Source organism: Pseudomonas sp. P7548 (assembly GCF_013386585.1).
Taxonomy (GTDB): Bacteria; Pseudomonadota; Gammaproteobacteria; order Pseudomonadales; family Pseudomonadaceae; genus Aquipseudomonas.
In genome coordinates, this window is record NZ_JACARO010000038.1 from 41056 (window position 1) to 60527 (window position 19472).

The window sequence follows — 19472 nt, forward strand, 5'->3', positions numbered from 1 at the left end:
TATGAACAGCGGGCTTATTTCACTGCGCCGAAGGACAAACCGCGCACCAGCTGTTTCTGGCTGATCCAGCCAAAATTCAGGATCGGCGCGCAAGCCAGGGACGACACGGCGGACAACTTGGCCCAGAACAAGTCTTCGGGGCTGGAGTTGGAGGCGATCAGCGCAGTTAACGGCGCAACGGCCAACGAAGTCAGGCTCAGCGACTAAAATGCCTCGTTCCAGCACAGGATCAGCGACAGCAACACGGTGGAGGCCAGGCCGCCCTTGGCAATCGGCAGCAGAACGCGGACCATCTCCTGCCAGAGTGTGCGCAATCCAGGGGGCAGCTTCGAGGATGTCCTTGAAGTAGGTGTAAACCATCCACACCACAATCGGCAGGTTGATCGGGTCGTAGGGGGTCAGCGAAAAGTACAGGGTCATGCCCAGCGGCACGATCATCCACAACAGCAACAAGGCCACCGAGGGACTGACCAGAAACCGGCCAAGTTTGGCCACGCGACTTAATATCCGGGTGAGCTTTGGCATTTGAAATATTCATGGCGTAAGAACCGAGTCGTGTAGACCAGTGAAGTTCCAATGTGGGAGCGGGACTGCGTGGTTATTTCGGGTACCCGGCGCGCTTCATCTCCCGTTCGGTGGCCTGCTGGGCAGCGGCCAGGGCCTGGTCGATCAGCGCCGAGAACAACAATTTGCCGACCTAGATGCCAATGCCCAGGAACTCCGGGATGATCACTAACTGAATGCCGATGTACTGCACCGGTTTGGCGCTCGGCTTGCTCGGGGCCGCGGCTATGAGCAACTCCAGCGTGACTCTGACAAATGGCGCGGCGTTCAAGCACGCCTCGCTGTAGGCCGAGGCTCGGCTACCGGGCGGCTCGTTGGCGACGCCATCTTTTCCGCGACCAACGCCCCGAACTCCTTGAACGTAGCCCAGGCACTGAAGGTTTTTGCCGCCTCCTTGGCCTTGTAGCTGGTAGGGATCGCCAATGCCCAGAAGTACAACCAGGCCGAGCCTTTGTCGGTAACCTCGTGGGGCGCATGTCTCAAGCCGACGTGGTCGCTGACCTTGCTTTGGTTCTTGTCGGTGACGAACGAGCCGGCGACACTGGCATCGACCCAGATTACGCATTTTTCGCTGTTGAACAGCGCAAGGTTTTCGTTGAGACCGTTGCTTGACGCCACCTGTGTACCGGATTTTTTCATGGTGTTGACGTTGTTTTCGTATCTTTCGACGGTTGGCAGAATATGCGCTAATTACAGACTTCAATTGCGGGCAAAACAAATCATCCTTCGCATTTAGATTGATATTATTTTGCACTTAATTTTACAGCGAACGACACAGGGAAGGGCTGTACAGCGATGACAGACGATCGAATTCGTATAGGTTATCGGGTTGAAATACAGCACTCGTGGGAGCGAACTCAACTTTGGTTTTGCTCGGTCAACCGCTGCACCACCAACCGCCGGTAATGCGAAGGCGTCATGCCCTTCTGCTGCTGAAAGCGCCGGTTGAAATTGGAGATATTGTTGAAGCCTGATTCGAAGCACACGTCAGTCACCGATTTAACGCCATCGGCCAGTAGCTCGCAAGACTTGCTGATTCGCAGGCGATTGACAAACTCGATGAAACAGCGCCCGGTGGCCTGCCTGAACACCCGGCTGAAGTAGGTCGGTTTCATGCCCAGGTGCTCAGCCACTTCCTCCAGCGGCAGATCCCGGGCGTAATGGGCAAAGATGTAATCCACCGCTCGATTGGTACGATCGATGTGGTGCTCGTCGGCCAATTGCAGCGTCGTCGCACCTGATAAAAGTTGATAATCTTCGCAGGCGGCGAGCAACTCCAGGAGCATGAAAAAGTGTCCGAGGCGGGTCATACCTCGGGTGCTGGCAATGCATTGCATCAGGTCCATCGCCATGCCAATCGTGTGCTTGCAACGAAACTCGATGCCGTACTGCGCACGCTTCAACAGCGGCACCAGGATCTTGAGCTCGGCAAACACCTGATGGCCTTTGTCGAACAGTTCATCGGAAAAGTTGACCAACATGTCGCGCTTGGGCACCACTTCACCTTCGACAATCTGGCTGATCCAGTTGTGAGGTAGGTTGGGGCCAGTCAGGAACAGGGTTTGCGGATAGAAATTGCCGATGTAATCGCCGATGAACACCTTGCCGGAACTCGCGACTATCAGGTGCAGTTCGTACTCCTTGTGGAAATGCCAACGCACCAGCGGGCAGGGAAATCCGTGCTGGCGATAGATGATGGACAACCCGTTGTGGTCGTCCATCAGCTCGAAGGAAGGGTCAGTAATTTTCGCTGAGCGGTTCACATTAGACTGCTTTTTGTTTTATTGCATCTTACAAGGTCTATTTTCGCGACAGTTATAGCCACACCATTCATCCAATCGCGCATATGCCACAGAGTAACAACGCTTAGCCTAACGGGCTAACAAGCATGATAAACTATAGGAGAGCCTCTAGGGATAGCCTGAAACAGCCAAGCATTTCTAGCTTTCTTCAGATACCGTCAGCTTTGAACACAACGATGGATCAAAGACGATCAGATCACCGGTTAATTTCTGGATTTTTTAGCCACCGCAAGCGCCTCGTAGACACACCTCACCAACACCCGCCAGTAAATATCTACGCTTTATCAACAGACTCGACAACATGAACGGCGGCACCAACAGTGCCGCAGCTTTGCCCATACCACGAAAAAGCTCCTCACATGACTGAATTAGCACCTAATTGCCCAGAACGGAGCTCAACCTTCGCTCTGACGGCACTAGCTTTGCTTCTTTGATTTAGCATTTGGTTTCGTACGGAATACAGCGTTTGCCCAGCTTCCCGTACACGCCACGCCGGGCGTCAATCTACCACATGGCGACCTTAACGCTCAGAGCGCGCTCTACTCCGGTTCCAGCAACCGACGGAAGTTGAAAATAATAATTTCATACGCGCCTCCTTCAACGCCAGAACGCTGTAGCCGACCAGTTTTGCATCAAATGAATACGCAGCATCGTCATCAGGGGATAGGTCGGACGCTAACCACTCCCCTTCGGATGATGCGGCTCGATCAGGGCAAATAAATCCTTACACAGGACGATCCTATCCATCTCGGCGGGAATAATACTTTGCGGCCTGCTTGCGCACTCCAAAGTACTCGGCAGGGGCAAAGGCAATTTGCTTCATCGGAGTGGTAGCGGGTGAAGCTCCGCCATTTTGCCAAGCTCAAGAAATCTTCATCAGAGTTCCCCTAGGAACCTGCCGTCCAATACTTGGGCACGTCATCGCATTTTTCAACCGACGATCAACGGGACTTACTATTTCCTCGCGGCGTCTAATCTTATTTGCAAAAAACTCTGATTGCGCGCATTAGCTCCAGCAAAAGCCGCGCTTGGGCGCGGAAATCCGCACGTTAGCTAGATGTCAGTATTCGACCAGTATAGCTCGCGACAAACGCATGCCGCAGAAGAGATCGCAGATCATCCTCCACTACATTGAACCATCGCACTATACCTTAGCCCCCGAGCAACGCCAGCAGATCAGCAACAAGCTGATCATGCGTCCGCAACCGGACGAAGACATTTCCTTGCACGGGATGACGAAGGAGCAGGGCCTGTATAAGGGCATGCAATTATGGAGCGGCTCCAATTCCACAACTACAAAATAGTATCAGTTTTCGTGCTCATACTTAGTAGCAGTTATCTTTTACACGATGAGATCCTTGCAGTATTACCTGCCGATTTCGCTACAGCCTCTTCGGCGTTGTTTAACTTACAAATACAATAAAGGAAAGCGTTATGGCCACTCGCCAAGCGTCCCGAGGGCTGCTGTTCGGCATGCCTATATGTCTTATCTGGGGTTACGTCGCCATTGCCCTATTTATGTCTGGGGATGGCATTGAACTCGCCTTCCTGTCTCGTTACATTGTCGATCTCGGCTTCTCCCCCACCCGAGCATCCTTTCTTTTTACTGTTTATGGTCTGCTCGCCGCTTTGTCCAGCTGGAGTTCCGGCGTGCTGGCCGAAACCTTCGGTCCGCGTCGAATCATGTTGATCGGCGTCGTGGCCTGGCTGATCTTCCATGCGCTATTTCTGACGCTCGGCCTGAGCGCACAGAACTACCCATTAATGGTGCTTTTTTATGGAATTCGTGGGCTTGCTTACCCCTTGTTCATCTACGCATTCCTGGTCTGGATTGCTCAAGTGACGCCCGGGGCCCGCCTTGCTTCAGCGATGGGTTGGTATTGGACCATGTATTCCATCGGTATCGGTTTTCTCGGGATGTATCTGCCGAGCCTGAGCATTTCGCGGATTGGCTTTATCGGTACACTTTGGATGGCAACATTGTGGGTCGCGCTGGCTGCGGTATTGATTGTGTTCGTAGTTGAGGATCAAGGCAAGGCACGGGAAGGCACGCCGGCAAGCTTCGCCGACCGTTTGCGCGACCTGAGCCGAGGGGTGACCATCCTCTTCGATCAACGCAGCATTTTGATTGCAGCCATTGTACGGGTCATCTGCAACCTGACCTTGTTTGGATTCCCTGTGATTATGCCGCTTTACCTCACTTCGGAAGCCGTAGGCTTCACCATGGAGCAATGGTTGTATCTGTGGGGGCTGATGTTCGTTGTCACCATTTTCACTAACGTGATGTGGGGATGGATCGGGGACCGAATCGGCTGGCTATGGCAGATGCGTTGGTTCGGCTGTGTTGGCTGCGCGCTGGCGACCCTGGCTTTCTATTACTTGCCTCTGATGTATGGCGCTCACTTCGGACTGGCCAGTACCGCCGCAATTGCACTGGGTATTTGCGTCTCAGCGTTCGTTCCCATTGGACCTGTATTTCTTGCCATTGCCCCGGAACAGCAAGGGGCGGCTATGTCCGCCCACAACCTCGCCGCTGGAATGTCGAACTTTATGGGGCCGGCCATTGCAACGCTAACGATTTCCTGGCTTGGAGTCCAAGGGGTGGTGTGGGTCTATGCTTTGCTGTATCTGGTGGGCGCGGTATTGACATGTTGTATTCGAATCGACCAGCCAAAGCTTCAGACGGACGAGGAGCCAGCCCGTCATTTTTCAACTCACGCCACTGCCAACGAAGTTATTTTAACGAGGAAATAGTGCCAAGCAGTTATAATCTTCAATAAACAGAGCTAAAAAGAAGAGAAGAGTTATATTGACCTAGCTGCAATTATGAAGACACTAGTAAATACTATATCTATGCGACGTGATGGCAAAAACTTATGCACCCAACAATCACGCCTTACGCGATTAAACCGGTTGCCATTTGTGCGGCAACAACTAATCGATCTCACACGCCAATTGAGAGGCAGGCGTGTGAGCCATAAGCATATGGATGATACTCACTCACGAAGGACTTCAATCAACTTGCCGCAAAACGTCGCAAAGTCGAAAGTTCGTCTGAATGCATCAGTATTTTCGAAAAACAGGTTTGATAGCATCTCGACGAGCGTGCTCGCTGGCTTTTCTGTTTTGAGCGCGCAGCTCGCCCGCCCCATCAGCTGTTTTCGAGCCATCCACGGTTTTGCTGGGCGTACAGTGTGGTCAACTGAGCCGTATTCTTCGTCAGGTAAGAAAGCTTCGGACAAGTTGATCAAGAACATTTGTCGTCCGTTCCACCCAACCCAACGAGCCATCGCAGCGACGCCCGGGCCGACGGTTTTATGTCGCCATCGCCAACAAATGTAGTCACTAAGGTGCGTTTCGTGTTCAGCTGGATATTCAACATTACTTCGTCAAGGATGAGCGAGCATTTCTGCCCACCTGTAGCTCCTACGGTGAGGTAAACAACCAAGGGGGCACTCTATTGACTGATCACGCACTCATAAATATCCATTGCTGATGGTGATTTACAGCAGCCTACTTCAAAAGGCCTCCGTCACCACCGCATCACGTCAAAGGTCGCGTCGCGAAGTCGAAAAAACCACTGATTTTAGGTGTCAATCTGCGGTCGGGTGTGAAGAGTAAATGCAAGGGCCGACTCGGCGGCGGGTAGTCGGGCGGCAACGCGATCAGTTCACTTTGCTGCTATGATTTGCGCATAAGCTCCACGGGTTGAAGCATTCTGCCCAATCCGGCCAGCGCACAGAAGTGGCTCGCCGCGATAAACCGGCTGCCCACCGGAACAGTAACCTTCCCTTCAGCTGCGTTAAACATCCAATGGGTACGCAGCTCAATATATGAAAACCCCGGGCACTCATGGGACTGAGGGTCCCACGGTATTTCAATCGCAGGCTTGCCTTTCGAGTAAGACGGCACGCCACACAGAATGAACCTTTAGGGCGTCGACGGCCTACGACCAGGCCGCTGTCCGAGAGCCACCCATCGGCCGCCCCCCCCTTCTTTGATCTATTGCCATGCCGACTGGACAGAACAATAACGACTGGAAGCAGGGGTTTTCACCACCTCGCCTGAACGCATGATCGCGCCCGCGTCAACATGGCGCCTACCAGCAGATTGATTTCGGAAAGCCGGAGGGGGATTGAGCGGGCCACGGCCCAAGGATCACCCTACTTTCACACGTCGTAAGCCTGAGGCAGGCTTTGTGAACGTCGACATGGCGCTTGCGGAGCCATGCTTTTTGATCATGCCACGAACGATTGGCGAGACGTCATTCAATTCAAAATTGATGTTTCAACGGCGATTTTCACAGGGAAGTACAGCGATTGGCTGGGCAGTCTGCAATGGATGAGCCATGCCATCAATGACGCGGCGCTGCATGTTTACAGGAAAGCCGAACCAGGCAACCTTCAAGAATCCGGAGAAATTCCCGTCGATCTGTTGGCGCTTCTGGACACTCCCTGAGTCAAGCCCGAGCCCTCTCCTAAAAGCAGCGCGGTCGCAAGAAAAGTCCGCGACAACACCTTGTACGCCAAGAGTGCGACGCTCTATTGCCCAGCTGAATGCTCCTTTTTATCAACCGGGATTTTTTTGAGCCACTGTAGTGGCCAATCCATCCCGGACACAGTTTTGAGTTTTTCTTCAGCTTTCGCCGGAGCCAGTCCATCGTTGAAATGATGAAGTCGGATCCAGTTTTAGTGGCTCATCAGGTATTGGCCAATGTCTCGTTGAGCTTGCTGCCCGGTCAGGTAGCCCGTGGTCGGTATCCACACTGATTTCAAGCTGCGAAATACGCGCTCCATCGGTGCATTTTCCCAGCAGTTGCCTCGGCGGCTCATGCCCTGGCGAATGCGGTAGCGCCACAGTCTCTGGCGGAACTGGCGGCTGCCATATTGCGATCCCTGATCGGAGTGGAACATTAGCCCCTGAGGCTTTCCACGTTGTTCGTAAGCGACATCCAGCGCTTTGACCACCAGGCCTCCATCCGGCTTTTCTGATAAGGCCCAGTCAACCACTCTGCGTGCATAGAGATCCAAGACAACTGCCAGATAGTGCCATTTGCCCTGTGCCCAGACGTAAGTGATGTCTCCACACCAGACCTGATTTGGCGCTTCGACATCAATCGCTCGGTTCAAGGTATTCGGAATATCTGGCCGCTCCGCTGTGGCCATTTTGTATGCATGTGATCCTGGCTGCTTGCTGATCAACGCCAGCTCACGCATCAGGCTGCGTACCTTGAACCGCCCGATTTGCTTACCCTCTTCTTGCATCATTGCCATGATGGTACGGCTGCCGGACGCACTTCGACTTCTCGTGAACAACTCATTCACTCGACTGGGCAACCGCAGTCGCTCAACGTCCGGAGTTCGCCTTAATTAACGGGCTCATGATCGCTGAGCTGGCGGATCAGCGCGTACGCTCGAGATCTTCCGACATCAAGAGCGCGGTAGCCTTTTTTAGTATCGATTTCTCGCGTTCAAGGCGCGTGATCCAGGCTTCCAACTCTTAAATTTTTTGCTGCTCTGGCGTCAACGCTTTGCTGGCCGGCGTAACGCCGCCGCGCTCCTGCTGAAGCTAATTACCCCATCGGCGCAGTGCCGACTCGACCAAACCGAGCGAACGGGCCGCCTCGGCATCGCTGTAACCTTGATCGAGCACCAAGCAGGCAGCTTCGCGCTTGAACTCAGGGGTAAAGGTACGGTGCTGCTTGGTCATCGGAAACCTCTCTGTGGCGAGCATTCTTGCCTAAATGGGTGTCCGGGGTTAGTAGACCGCTACAACCAGCCTCGTCAAAATTATCGCTCTCCTGAGCATTTAAGCCAGCATGACCTACTTGTCACATGTCGTTAGCCGAGAAGTGGCTTGTGTTCACGCGAAGCTCAACATATCGTCAAACGCTGATAGCCATCGCGAAGCGCGTCGATGGTCAGAATCCGCCGCTTTGCGAGAGCCTGGAGTCTCGCGTTTCAAAAAGGGGGCTAGCCCGAAGTTGCTGACTGATACCTTAGGAAATATAGCGGTAGTAATCTCACAAATCTTTCACATCGAAGCGAATATCGTTATCTGAGTTCCGAGCCCCCCCCCCCCTTTAAGACCGCTCCTCCCATCGCGGGCATTTCTTTGTCTGAAATTCGCCAAAGGCGCTTGTGGCCAGGTGATCTAAGCTTCATCAATGAATAGGTCAGGCTCCCCTGAATACTCACCGCACGGCATCCCTTTGTAATGGTCAAGCCGAACTCTAGACTGGCGGTCCTAGCTTGTTGGGTGTCACTAGATAATAATCGCTATACTTAACAATGCCTTAACATTGGATGGCTGTAATGCAATCTCCTTTGGAAGCATCCCTTTTGCCCGTTCCCGCGGGCTTTTTTTTGAGCTCTATTAGTAAATGCACGAGCAAACCGTCTTGCAGGATTAAGCCGGAAGCCACCTTTGCGGCGGCAGCGCTGCAATCTCACCTGTCCGCTGCGTAGGCGGGCGTGTCGGTACATCCTTCAGGTAGGCATCGGGATCATGCCCACTGCTCCGCACCGATTGAATCAAACTTATGATCGCATCGCCGCGTTTGCCGCTGCGTAGCGACCCTGCAAAGAGCCAGGCCTTACGCCCCGGCGCCCAAGGCAGTACCTGGTTCTTACACCAATTATTATCAATGGGCACGGCCCGGTCATCGCGGTAGCGCCATAGCGCCATCCAGCGTTTCAAGCTGTTATCCAAGGCTTTGCCATTGGTCGAACCGTTGTGAACGGTATCGCGCAGGGCAACCATCAAGGCACACAACACACCCATCACCGGAACTGCCTTTTCTTGCAGTATTCGGCGGCATATGTCCGACTCCAGACCCTTGATTTCCTCCTCGCTCTATTACAGCGGCTGCATGTAACGCAACTTGCAGCGACTCCAGTTCCGCCTCAATGGCAGCGAAATCGGTATCGATCAGATCGTCTGAGTCAACCAACCTGTTCCGGGCTCATTTGCTCCTTACGTTTGGCGAACTTGGAGTGCTTGAGCTGGGCGATCTCGTGGCTGAATTTTTCGATCACCGTTTTGTCGTGATCGCTCTTCTTGTCCATGACCTGGGAGGTCTTGCCCATCGTTTCGAACTGCTCGTCGAGCCCCGAGACGCGTTGCAGCAAATGCTCCGCAAATGCACGCAATTGTTCGGGGTTCAGTTGGTAGAGGTAGGGGATCAAAGTTATGCAGCCGATCTTGCCAGATCAGCGTAAACACAACGATAGCCTGATCAGACAATTACGCAACCGGACAGGGCATGGTTCAGCTTAGAGGATGGAAATTGCGTTTCCGAGGCCAACTCTCTGCCTTGGCAGACCCAGTATCAAAGCGTGCAGCTGTCAGGTGCTCAGCTCCATTTGTGAACCGTGAGGCATACCAGACCAAGCGAGTTTGCCCAGGTGGAGCCGCCGTGCCGCCAACCCGATGCCCAATCCGTTGCGCACCAGGTCTTTCATGCGGTTAGCGCGGCAATTGGCGAACAGATAAGCATAGTGCGGTTGCGCCGCACCGAACACTGAAATCACTCGGGCACTGACGGCGCCGGTGCCTGCATGCATGTCCATCGGCTCGGTGGTGAGCCAGGTGATACCGATGCGAATCATCGCAACAGCTCTCGAAGAAAATTCGTGCAGGTGGCAGCTTTTTCCACTGGCCAATTCATCTTTATGGGAGTGCGCGGTGCAGGATTGGAAAACTGATACCGGACGGCTGAGCACGCGTTCCAGCATCAAGCATCTGAGGATGCAGCGGGATGAACGTAGGCTGAAGAGCCAAGGCTTTTTGATTCTACAACCGAATCCATTTGTGGACGACGTTGGCATTGAGGCTGTAGCTCAAGACGATGTTTGCGGTGGAGGCCTGGATTCGGAGCACTTCCAATGACCTGGGCTTTGAAAGATTTGCTGTAGGTACGGCGTTGAGGGCGCATAAAAAATTCGCTTGATGGATCAAATATAATGTCCACTTAAGTGGACACCAAGGCTTTCGGCGGTTGTGTCAGGAAGATGTTTTGGTCGGACGGATACCTCTATTTACCGTTCTCATCCCAATAGATCGTGGGGGCTCCGCTTTGACTGCGCTAGTCATGTCCAGGCAGTGACAGCGGGCTGATAAGACAGTACTCGATTGCAGGATAAACCTTCTCCATTCATTCCCAGTAACATATCCCGCAAGCCCCATATCGTCCGCTACACCATGTCTTTGCTTTTTGCGGCTGGGTAGAGGACTTGGTCGGACGGCTACGTATTTCCTGCTGAAACAGAATCATAGTTGCGCGAGGGTTTACTCGATCTCGTGCCCCCCCATAAAATGACCGATCCGTGATATCCGCCCATTGCTGCGGGGCCGCTCATTCTGCGCGCTATCATCGCGCTCCGAGTACCAGTTGCCGACTCTGTCTCGCACCCTGGATGGACCCTCAGAGAAAGTGTCCATCGACGCCCTCCAGAGCAGCGTGAGTACGATCGACGATGGACTCGACATGGCGTATGGCAGCCAGCAAGCGCTATCGAGCCGCATCGACGCTGTGTAAAGCAGGACAACGCAGGCCCAAGAAGCTGCAACTTACGTCATTCGTTCATTCGAAACTGCTGGCGATCTCTTGGTAGTGGAAGCCAACCTTGAGTCGCTTGACGGCAAACTGCAGAAAATGAGCATACCTCAGGCTCAAGCGATCCCAACCGCCCTCAAAGCCCCTCCCTATAAATCGAAACTCGCACCGATAAAAGCCCCGCCCATCCTGCAAGACCCTCAGCCTTCAGCTGGTCGGTCTCGAACACCGAGGCGCAGGCCCCTTCCTGTCTATTACCCCCACCGGAAGCACGCGATTGATTCATATCTACCTGACTCGGCCAGGCGAGGTGATCAGTGACAGCACCTGACGCCTCAAGGTAGTAGATGAGCGAAGAGAAAACCTTCGACGCCGGCGGGACAACCAGAACCCAGTGCATCCGGCCATGAGTACAGCGTCATGAAGCTACCGATCGTTCGAACCATCATCTACATCAAGCATTTACTGCAGTGGGCATTGGGCCCACACGATACGTATCGCACCATGGGTGGCGACCGCTAGTGTTCAACAGTTCACTACCAAAAGCACGCTGTCCCCGGACAACCTTCATGATCAATCAGCGCCGGAGTGGGGCATGGCTGAGGCATCAATTTAATAGAGTGCCGATGTCCGGAATGTGGGGTCAAGTCCACTTCGATGATCCGATAGAACCCCGGCATCGCCTCCAATCGGTCAAATTCCACTGTACGAATTTCCGTAAGAATAAAACGGGCCGGCGGGGTTTATCCAGTGGCGGTTTTTTCCTAAAGTGCGCCACAGCACACGCAGAGTCGCCCACGGGAGCTCGTACCAGAGTGGCCACGAATGGACTGTAGGGCATTAGCTTAAGTGCCGGCAGGCAAAACGCAGATAGCTAATCGCGGGATTTTTTTAAGCCAAAGTGGCGCCGATTGGTCAGCGAGTTTTGTCAGAAATTTGCTATAGGTATAACCGAACAGACGCCTACTATTACCCACCTCGCCGCCTGGCGAGGCGCCATTATCCAGGAGACCCTAACCCTCTTACCTTACCTGTACACCTGAATAAACCGAACTTCGCTGCGAACTGAATTCAATTTAGCGCCTCACTGTGCGCGTCATTTGAGAAGACCGATGAATACAATTCCTAAGTTGGCTGCTGTGCTTATTTGCACATTCCCTATCTTCGCCCACGCTTCCGATGGCGCCGAAGCCTTGGAACGCTTTCACGAAAGAACCCGGGCGATGTTCGCCAGGCAACTTGAAGACACCCAGCAACAACCAGCTCAACAACAAGATGTTAGTAAACAGGAAGTCAGCAAACAGGAAGTCAGCAAACAGGAAAAGGAAAAGAAACAGGCCCCCGGCATAAATCCATTCAACGACAGACTTCCCAGCCACTAACACTATTATTCCATACACTATGAGTTAGGATGATCCTGTGCGCGTCAATTCAGCCAGCATTCCCGTAATCATCACCACCGCGCTGTTGCTCAGTGCTTGCAACCAAAAACCCAACCCGCCCACCACCAACAGTGCCCCAGTCGTCGAGGCCAAACACGTCAGCCTGCAGAAGGTCATGACCTGGGACAGCTTCAATGGTCGGGTTAGCGCCGTGGAAACCGTGGCCATCCTGCCACGGGTGGATGGTTATATAACTCAAGTGGGCTACCGCGAGGGTAGCGAGGTGAAAAAGGGCGACCTGCTATTCGTGATCGACCAGCGTCCCTACCGCTCCGCGCTGGACAGCGCCCGAGCCCAACTAGAACGGGCCCGCGCCGCGCTGGCCTTCGCCGACCAGCAGGACGGACGGGCCCAACAACTGCTCAAGAGCAATGCGGTATCCCGAGAAGAAGCTGAGCAGAAGCATACCGCCCACGAGCTAGGTCTGGCGGAGGTGCACGCCGCCGAGGCGGCGGTGGCCAATGCCACGCTGAACCTGCAGTTCACCGAGGTGCGCGCTCCCATCGATGGCCGCACCAGCCGAGCCCAGTTGACCCTTGGCAACTTGGCCGTAGCAAATCAGTCGGTACTGACATCATTGGTGTCGCAAAATCCGGTACATGTCGATTTCGACCCTGACGAACACAGTTACCTCAACTATCAGCAGGCGCTGAAAAACTCTGGAAAGGCCTCAGTGAGGATTGGCCTGGCCAACAGCGAAGACTTCCCGTACCAAGGCGAGCTGAGCTTTATCGACAACCAGGTCAATGCGAGCACTGGTACGGTACATGCCCGCGCGACAGTAAACAATGCCGATCGCCTACTAATTCCGGGCCTGTACGCCAGGGTGCAACTGTCCGTTGGTGAGCCTGCAGTGGCCATGCTAATCCCCGACCGTGCGATCCTGACCGACCAGGACAAGCATTATGTTTACGTCTTAGGCAGGGACAACACGGCGGAAAAACGTTATGTCAAAACCGGAAATCTGATCGACCGGCAACGCGTCATCACAGCTGACCTAGAACCCGACGACAGCGTAATCGTCTCCGGCCTGCAGAACATCCATGCCAGCGGCACGACCGTCATACCCCATGTCATGCCAGCAGACAAAAGCGAACTCAACATTCCCAGCTTCGCGCCAAGCGCTAAGTAACAGTCAAGGGTTCCAGCCATGGACTTTTCCAAGTTTTTCATCGACAGGCCGATCTTCGCGATAGTCCTGTCGATCATCATTTTTGCCGCGGGCTTGGTGGCAATTCCGCTGTTGCCGGTGGGTGAATACCCCGAAGTGGTGCCCGCCACCGTGGTAGTGAAGGCCACCTACCCTGGTGCCAATCCCAAGGAAATTGCCGACTCGGTCGCCGTGCCCCTCGAAGAGGCGATCACCGGCGTAGAAGACATGATCTACATGAAGTCCGTCTCCAGCTCCAACGGCACCCTGCAGGTGGTCGCCACCTTCAATGCCAAGGTCGATCCGGATACCGCCGCGGTGCGGGTGCAGAACCGCGTCAGCCAGGCACTGTCGCGCCTGCCCGAGTCAGTGCGCCAGTATGGTGTCACTACCCAAAAACAGTCGCCGACGCCACTGATGTACATCGACTTGTTCTCGAACAGCGACAAGTATGATGAATTATACCTACGCAACTACCTGCGCCTAAATGTCAGGGACGAACTGTCGCGCATCCCCGGCATCGGCGATGTGATGCTCTTTGGTGGCGGCGACTATGCAATGCGCATCTGGCTGGATCCGAACAAACTGGCCGCGCGCGACCTCACTGCGCAGGACGCAATTAACGCGGTCCGCCAGCAGAATGTGCAGGTTTCTGCCGGTCAGCTGGGCGCTGAACCATCGCCGCAGGATAACGAATTCCTGATTTCCATCAACGTCCAGGGACGCCTCAAGACCGAGAAGGAATTCGGCGACGTCATAATCAAGACCGGCAGCGACGGCCAGGTTACCCGGCTCTCGGATGTGGCACGAGTGCAGCTGGATTCGGGCGATTACACGATGCGCGTGTTCCGCGGCAAGGAACAGGAAGTAGCGGTAGGCATCTTCCTCACCCCAGGTGCCAATGCCCTCGAAGTGGCCAGTGCGGTGTACACCAAACTCGATAGCCTGTCCAAGGACTTTCCCGAAGGTGTGCAGTACAAGAGCGTCTGGGACCCCACGGTGTTTGTGCGCGAGTCGATCAACTCCGTGCAGCATACCCTGCTCGAAGCAATGATGCTGATCGTGCTGGTGGTGGTACTGTTCCTGCAGACCTGGCGGGCATCGATAATCCCACTAATTGCGGTACCGGTGTCGATCGTAGGTACATTCGCGTTCCTTTATCTGCTGGGATATTCGATCAACACGCTGACGCTGTTCGGGTTGGTGCTGGCGGTCGGCATCGTAGTTGACGATGCCATCGTGGTAGTAGAGAACGTCGAACGTAACATTGAATTGGGCTTCAAGCCACTAAAGGCGGCCCACCAGGCTATGCGCGAAGTTTCGGGACCGATCCTAGCCATCGGGCTGGTGTTGTGTGCGGTGTTCGTTCCGATGGCGTTCATGAGCGGTGTCACCGGTCAGTTTTACAAGCAGTTCGCCGTGACCATCGCAATTTCGACGGTGATCTCTACGATCAATTCGTTGACCTTGTCGCCGGCACTCGCAGCCAAGCTGCTACGTGGCCATGACGTACCACCGGACCGCCTGACGCGCTGGATGAACGTTGCCCTGGGCTGGCTGCTGCACCCGTTCAACCGTTTCTTCAACCGCAGTTCGCACCGCTATGAGGGCTGCATTGCTCGAATCCTGCCACGGCGCGGACTGGTGTTCGCGATCTATGCTGTATTGCTGCTCGCAACCGGTGCGCTGTTCAACGCAATCCCCAGCGGCTTCATCCCGAACCAGGACAAGCTTTACCTATTCGCTGGCGCCACGCTCCCTCCAGGGGCTTCGCTGGCCCGCTCTGAAGCGGTCGCCCGTGAAATGGCGGAAATAGCCTCGACCGTCGACGGGGTAGACTTTACCAAATCCAGCGTTGGCATGAATGCGATACAAAGCACCACAACGCCCAACCTAGTGTCTTCCTATATATTGCTCAAGCCGTTCTCGGAGCGTAAGCGTACTGCGGAGGACATCAATGCCGAACTCAACCGAAAGTTCGCTCAGATCAAGGACGGCAGTGCCTATGCACTGTTGCCGCCACCGATCGAGGGCCTCGGCAACGGCTCGGGCTATTCGTTGTTTCTGATAGACCGCGGCGGACTTGGTTATGCGGCCCTACAGAAAGCACTGGAGGCATTCCAAGCAGAGGTGAGCAGGACGCCGGGAATGACCTTTCCAGTTAGTTCCTATCAGTCGAACATTCCGCAACTTGAAGTAAAGCTGGACCGCACCAAGGCGCAGGCTCAGGGGGTGGAGTTGACCGCAATCTTCGAGACCCTGCAAACCTATCTGGGCTCGGTCTACGTCAACGACTTCAACATACTCGGTCGCGTGTATCGGGTAGTGGCACAAGCTGACAGCCGCTTCCGCCAGACCCCAGCCGACATCGGTAACTTGCGGGTGCGCAATGTGCACGGGGAGATGGTACCGATCAGCGCCGTTGTCGATATCGTACCAACATTTGGCCCCGATCCAGTGATGCGTTACAACGGCTTTCCCGCAGCGGACCTGATCGGTGACGCCGACCCCCACGTATTGTCCTCCGGTGAAGTCATCGAGAAGCTGCAGGAGATCGCCGCGCTTACGCTGCCCAAAGGCATTGAACTGGAGTGGACCGACCTGAGCTACCAGCAGGTGAACCAGCGCAACACAGCAGTGATCGTTTTCCCAATTGCGGTGCTGCTGGCCTTCTTGGTATTGGCTGCTCTCTATGAGAGCTGGACGTTACCGCTCGCGGTGATCCTGATCGTACCGGTCTGTATGTTCGCGGCTCTCAGCGGCGTCTGGCTGGTGGGCGGTGACAACAACGTCTTCGTACAGGTGGGTCTGTTGGTGCTAATGGGCTTAGCCTGCAAGAACGCCATCCTGATCGTCGAGTTCGCCCGCGAACTGGAGATGCAGGGTCAGAACACCGTTGCCGCAGCGCTGCAGGCCTGTAACCTGCGCCTGCGACCGATCGTAATGACCTCGGTGGCCTTCATCGCCGGCGCCGTCCCCCTGCTGGTCAGCAGCGGTGCCGGCAGCGAGGTACGCCATGTCACCGGTGTCACGGTGTTCTGCGGCATGCTCGGGGTGACACTATTCGGCCTGTTCCTGACGCCGGTATTCTACGTGGTGCTGCGCAAGCTTGGCGCCACCCTGCCCGACCATCCTTCCAACCTGACGCCATATCCCGAGGAGGAACCGAGCCATGGCTAAGAAGCATAGCGTCCTGCCGCTGCTGCTGGTCCTGCTGCAGAGCTGCACGGTGGGACCCAACTTTCACCGGCCCAAGCTTCCGGAGCTACCCAATGCCTTTGCCCACGAGGACAATTCGACTAAAGTGCAGGCACCGACCACCGCAGCCGACGATGCATTCTGGCAGCGCTTTGCCGACCCGCAGCTCTCGGGGTTGGTAAAGGCCGCACTAGCGGCCAACCCCGACCTGCGCACGGCCCTGGCCCACTACGATGCGGCCAATGCGTTGCTGCGCGAGGTCCGATTCGACGAGATTCCCACGGTCACCATGACGGCCCAGGCCGGTCATCAGCGAGTCAGCAAAGACGAGGCCAATGACGCGGCCCGCAGCCATGATCTCTATGGCAACAAAAGTTCGCTAACCTGGGAACTGGACCTGCTAGGGCGGGTACGCCGCTCGGTGGAATCACAACGCTCCGAGGTCGCGGCCCGGGCCAACGAACTGCAAGCCATGCAGGTCACTGTGGTCAGCGACGTGGCCAACAGCTATATCGACCTACGGGCCGCGCAGAAAATGCTCAGACTCTCTAGGGCCAATGCCGACAGCCAGCGGCAGACGCTGGCTATCGTGCAGGGCCGGCTGGATGCCGGGCGCAGCTCGACCTACGACCTGTCCCGGACCCAGGCACAACTGGAGACCACGCTGTCGCGCATCCCGCAGTTGCAGGCGCGGATTGCGGTGGATCGCCACCGCCTGGCGGTACTTGCCGGGCTGACACCGACAGCGCCGGATGCGCAGTTGCAGCAAGACAGCGACATGCCAGCGATCCCGGAGGATATCGAGCCCGGCACCCCTGCTGAGATCATCCGGCGCCGACCGGATGTCGCCGCCGCCGAGCACCGGTTGCACGCCGCCACCGCGCGGGTCGGCGTGGCCACCGCCGACCTTTTCCCCCGCGTCAGCCTTGGGGCGGCCCTAGGCACTTACGCGTTCCACGGTGGTGGCCTATATGCCGCTGGCAGCGAATCGAACCTAGCGTTGCTGGGCATCGACTGGTCGTTCCTCGATGTCGGCCGGGTCAGGAGCCGTATCGCCGCCGCCGATGCAGAGGCCGCCGCCCAACTGGCCAGCTACCAGAAGACCGTGCTGGGGGCGCTGGAGGATGTCGACAATGCCCAGGCGCGGTTTGCCAGAAACAAGGAGGAAAATGCCCGGCGCCTAAGCGCGGCGAACGATTGGAAAACCGCCGCGACTCTCTCCAACGCCCGCTACCAAGCCGGTGCCATCGAGTTGTTCGAGTTGCTGGATGTACAGCGTTCGATGTACGACGCCCAGCTCTCGCAAGCCGATAGCCAGGCTCGCAGCACTTCCAGCGCCGTGGACCTGTTCGTCGCCCTAGCCGGCGGCTGGCCGCAGTACCTGCCAAGCCAGCACTGACCCACCGGCTCTGCGTGCGATACCCAACTACCGAACGCAGCAGCTGCCGTTATAGCCCACTGGCCACTTTCCTCGAACCAGGATCGTGGCCTTATGAGCACCCTGCCAGCCCCCTTGGGCCCCCTTCAGCACTAAGCAAATACAGGCCGGATTCCTGTTCGCCGCGCCCCACCCATCGTGTAGGTGTCACAGGAACTGGTACTGCGGCGCGCGACATCCAAGCAGCCGCATTGCTGCTCAAGGGCCAGAACACGCCCACTAAAAGCCTCTGGCCGAGAAAACCGGATACGCTGCAAGGCTAACGCTAGACCCACCTGTCCGATCTTCAGTTGCATCGTTTTCCCGAAGCTCGCAACTCATCCTGCTCAAGGCTGATCAGACGCGTGCAGGGAACGTTGCGGGACACACCCCTGCCAGCGGTGGACCTCAGCGCCCTGGCCACGACGATCAATCACTACGGCGACGCCATACTCAAAGTGTTTAAATCAAAGCTGGTGGCGTTCTGGGACGAGCCGGTGCCCGAATCTGCCCGCAATGTCCCAGGATCGGATACCTGGCTGCCTGACTGGGACAGGCATTCGTCAGCAGTGTCAAGCCGCTGCGCGGCTCTCTCCAACCTGCAGTTCGCTGTCATGTACGGCAACTGCGGCTATCCCAACACCCAGGCCTTCAGGCCAGTTAACTATCGCCCAAGGCACTGGTCAGAGAGAATCAGGTGATGCGCAATAGCCTGCTCGGCCTGCACCTAACTCGTGCCAGAATTCAACACAAAAGCAGTCAGTCAAACCATTGAAACCGGACAATCAGTCGGGTACCCACGCCGTCGTGCACAAGTACCTTCATCCGATTGGCGCGGCGATTGGCGAACAGATAAACGCAGTGTGGCTTCGCAGCCCCGAATACGGCGACCACGCGGGCAAGGGCTGTGTCCGTACCGGCGCGCATGTCCATGGGTTCGGTGGCGAGCCAGATGGCGTCGATGCGGATCATCGGGAGAGGCTGCTGATGAAGCGGGCGCAGCCGTCCGGGTCGGAGGTCGGCCAGTTCACAGTGAATGTTCGCTGCCCGGAGGAAATATCGATGCGGGCTACATCCTGCCGAGCAGGCGTCGCCGCAGCGGTCTCAAGTTTCAACGATACAAATGCAGGCAAGGCGCAAGCCTGCTGGTCACGATAGATAGGTATCCACTTGCGAACCAGATTAGAGTTGATGCCGTGCCGCAGTGCCACGCTGGCAATGGATACATCGGGGCCCAGGCATTCCTGGACAAATTGGGCCTTGAAGGGTCTGGGATAAGGGGTGCGCTGACGCGTGGTGTTCCTTGAATTAAGGGCGATGGTGTCCACGTATTTTGAACTGA

General features: G+C 55.8%; 13 protein-coding genes and 7 pseudogenes. 8 read left to right on the forward strand and 12 right to left on the reverse strand.

Going from position 1 to position 19472, the window contains the following annotated elements; all coding sequences use genetic code 11:
* Positions 1-14: 14 nt before the first annotated feature.
* The 5 genes and pseudogenes from HX803_RS15880 to HX803_RS32775 all read right to left on the reverse strand — a co-directional run.
* Positions 15-393 (reverse strand): annotated as a pseudogene (locus HX803_RS15880) (carbohydrate ABC transporter permease); the annotation flags it as partial.
* Positions 388-525: pseudogene (locus tag HX803_RS32770) on the reverse strand (hypothetical protein); the annotation flags it as partial. The pseudogenes HX803_RS15880 and HX803_RS32770, both read right to left, overlap by 6 nt.
* Positions 526-598: 73 nt before the next feature.
* Positions 599-1212 (reverse strand): annotated as a pseudogene (locus tag HX803_RS15885) (sugar ABC transporter substrate-binding protein); the annotation flags it as partial.
* A gap of 209 nt (positions 1213-1421) precedes the next feature.
* Positions 1422-2327: an AraC family transcriptional regulator gene (locus tag HX803_RS15890; protein ID WP_016978922.1), complete on the reverse strand. Its 906-nt coding sequence runs from the start codon at positions 2325-2327 to the stop codon at positions 1422-1424.
* Positions 2328-2925: 598 nt separating this feature from the next.
* Positions 2926-3189, reverse strand: a pseudogene (locus HX803_RS32775) (IS5/IS1182 family transposase); the annotation flags it as partial.
* A 205-nt stretch (positions 3190-3394) separates the two neighbouring features.
* Here HX803_RS32775 and HX803_RS15895 point away from each other — a divergent pair.
* A pseudogene (locus HX803_RS15895) lies at positions 3395-3646 on the forward strand (glucose-6-phosphate dehydrogenase); the annotation flags it as partial.
* A 154-nt stretch (positions 3647-3800) separates the two neighbouring features.
* Positions 3801-5120 (forward strand): MFS transporter, encoded by a 1320-nt coding sequence (locus HX803_RS15900; protein WP_016978924.1) that lies wholly within the window; start codon positions 3801-3803, stop codon positions 5118-5120.
* Positions 5121-5362: 242 nt separating this feature from the next.
* Here the strand turns inward: HX803_RS15900 and HX803_RS15905 are convergent, their stop codons facing one another.
* On the reverse strand, positions 5363-5623 hold the full coding sequence (locus tag HX803_RS15905; RefSeq protein ID WP_038847194.1) for a hypothetical protein: 261 nt from the start codon (positions 5621-5623) through the stop codon (positions 5363-5365).
* A 970-nt stretch (positions 5624-6593) separates the two neighbouring features.
* On the opposite strand from HX803_RS15905, the gene HX803_RS15910 reads away from it, so the two are divergent.
* The gene (locus tag HX803_RS15910; RefSeq protein WP_025999951.1) at positions 6594-6824 is read left to right on the forward strand and encodes a hypothetical protein; all 231 of its coding nucleotides are present in this window, start codon (positions 6594-6596) and stop codon (positions 6822-6824) included.
* Between the two features lie 146 nt (positions 6825-6970).
* Here HX803_RS15910 and HX803_RS15915 read toward each other — a convergent pair.
* The 4 genes and pseudogenes from HX803_RS15915 to tnpB (HX803_RS15925) form a co-directional block, all read right to left on the reverse strand.
* Positions 6971-8075: pseudogene (locus HX803_RS15915) on the reverse strand (IS3 family transposase); the annotation flags it as partial.
* Positions 8076-8774: 699 nt separating this feature from the next.
* Positions 8775-9218: pseudogene (locus tag HX803_RS32780) on the reverse strand (transposase); the annotation flags it as partial.
* Positions 9219-9310: 92 nt separating this feature from the next.
* A complete protein-coding gene (locus HX803_RS32785; RefSeq protein ID WP_016978928.1) occupies positions 9311-9553 on the reverse strand; it encodes a hypothetical protein in 243 nt (80 codons plus the stop codon).
* A 159-nt stretch (positions 9554-9712) separates the two neighbouring features.
* Positions 9713-10102, reverse strand: coding sequence for an IS66 family insertion sequence element accessory protein TnpB (gene tnpB / locus HX803_RS15925; protein WP_256262540.1), 390 nt, complete (start codon positions 10100-10102; stop codon positions 9713-9715).
* 656 nt (positions 10103-10758) lie between these two features.
* Between tnpB (HX803_RS15925) and HX803_RS15930 the strand changes: the two genes are divergently transcribed.
* The 5 genes from HX803_RS15930 to HX803_RS15950 all read left to right on the forward strand — a co-directional run bounded on the left by HX803_RS15930 (position 10759) and on the right by HX803_RS15950 (position 18112).
* A complete protein-coding gene (locus tag HX803_RS15930) occupies positions 10759-10905 on the forward strand; it encodes a hypothetical protein (protein ID WP_157741979.1) in 147 nt (48 codons plus the stop codon).
* Positions 10906-12035: 1130 nt separating this feature from the next.
* The gene (locus tag HX803_RS15935; RefSeq protein WP_016978933.1) at positions 12036-12305 is read left to right on the forward strand and encodes a hypothetical protein; all 270 of its coding nucleotides are present in this window, start codon (positions 12036-12038) and stop codon (positions 12303-12305) included.
* Between the two features lie 37 nt (positions 12306-12342).
* Positions 12343-13497 carry an efflux RND transporter periplasmic adaptor subunit gene (locus HX803_RS15940; protein ID WP_016978934.1) on the forward strand — a complete coding sequence of 385 codons (1155 nt, stop codon included), beginning with the start codon at positions 12343-12345 and terminating at the stop codon, positions 13495-13497.
* 18 nt (positions 13498-13515) lie between these two features.
* Positions 13516-16695 (forward strand): efflux RND transporter permease subunit, encoded by a 3180-nt coding sequence (locus tag HX803_RS15945; RefSeq protein WP_016978935.1) that lies wholly within the window; start codon positions 13516-13518, stop codon positions 16693-16695.
* A complete protein-coding gene (locus tag HX803_RS15950; protein ID WP_016978936.1) occupies positions 16688-18112 on the forward strand; it encodes an efflux transporter outer membrane subunit in 1425 nt (474 codons plus the stop codon). Before HX803_RS15945 ends, HX803_RS15950 begins: the two co-directional genes overlap by 8 nt.
* Before the next feature lie 777 nt (positions 18113-18889).
* Here the strand turns inward: HX803_RS15950 and tnpB (HX803_RS15955) are convergent.
* Entirely contained in the window at positions 18890-19102 is a 213-nt protein-coding gene (tnpB, locus tag HX803_RS15955; RefSeq protein ID WP_016978937.1) for an IS66 family insertion sequence element accessory protein TnpB, read from the reverse strand.
* Positions 19099-19458 (reverse strand): transposase, encoded by a 360-nt coding sequence (locus HX803_RS15960; protein ID WP_157787154.1) that lies wholly within the window; start codon positions 19456-19458, stop codon positions 19099-19101. The genes tnpB (HX803_RS15955) and HX803_RS15960 overlap by 4 nt, the downstream gene beginning before the upstream one ends.
* Between the last annotated feature and the right edge of the window lie 14 nt (positions 19459-19472).